Source organism: Pseudotenacibaculum sp. MALMAid0570 (genome assembly GCF_040151415.1).
Taxonomy (GTDB): domain Bacteria; phylum Bacteroidota; class Bacteroidia; order Flavobacteriales; family Flavobacteriaceae; genus Polaribacter.
Window position 1 is genome coordinate 1 of record NZ_JBDKWF010000022.1, and the last position, 1,075, is coordinate 1,075.

Annotated in this window: 1 protein-coding gene; it reads left to right on the forward strand. The window is 37.4% G+C overall.

Annotated features, from left to right (window positions below):
• Positions 1-1,075: FIDD domain-containing protein (locus AAON49_RS00100; protein ID WP_502942867.1), on the forward strand; the 1,075-nt coding region annotated here is incomplete at both ends.

The window sequence follows — 1,075 nt, forward strand, 5'->3', positions numbered from 1 at the left end:
TAACTATAGAAACATTGGATATCCTAACTCGCAACAAATATATGTGCGTGTGGATAGTAACTTAGATAACGACTGTCTTGGGTTTGGTACTCATATCACTCTTAATGTAGACCCTGTGCCTGTTGCTAACGCAGTTGGAAACTTAGAAATTTGTGACAATCTAGATGATGGAGATGGGTTTAACGGAATTGTACAAACTTTTAATCTAGATGCACAGACTCCTATTATTCTTGGAACTCAGAATCCAGCTGATTATACAGTAACTTACCACACATCAGCAGCAGATGCTAATAGTGGAGCAAATCCTATCGCAGGAACTAACATGTATGAGAACATTGTTGTAAATCAGCAAACTATTTTTGTTCGAGTAACAAACAATACTACTGGATGTTTTACTGATCATACTACTTTTGATTTAATTGTTAACCCTTTACCGGTAGCAAACTTTGTTGCCGATCTTGAAATTTGTGATGATGATTCTGATGGGTCTGCTCAAAATGGATTCTCTCAGAGTTTTAATCTACATGATCAAACTGCAGGAGTTTTAGGAACTCAAGACTCGAATCAATTTACAGTAAGCTATCATGCTTCTCTTGCGGATGCTCAAGCGGGAATATTACCTCTTGGAGGAACACTTGCAAACCCTTTACCCTTTTCTAACTCTGTTCCCTTTTCTCAAATCATCTATGTACGGGTCTTTAACTCTGCTACTGGATGTGCCAATGGAATTTCTAATTTCAATGTAATTGTTAATGCTGAGCCTACCACAGATCATGTATCGAATCTTTCTTACTGTGATGATAACGCTGATGGCGATGATGCTAATGGGTTTGTGCAAAACATTGATCTAGACAGTCAGATTCCTGGTATTCTAGGTGCTTCTCAAGATCAAGATGATTTTACAGTAACATTCCATGAATCACAAGCAGATGCTACCTCGGGTGCTAATCCTCTAACTAGTCCGTATGCAAATACTATTGCTAATCAACAAACAATATATGTACGTGTGACAAATGATGATACTGGATGTGTTAATGATGACTTTACTTTTGAGGTAATTATAAACTCTCTACCA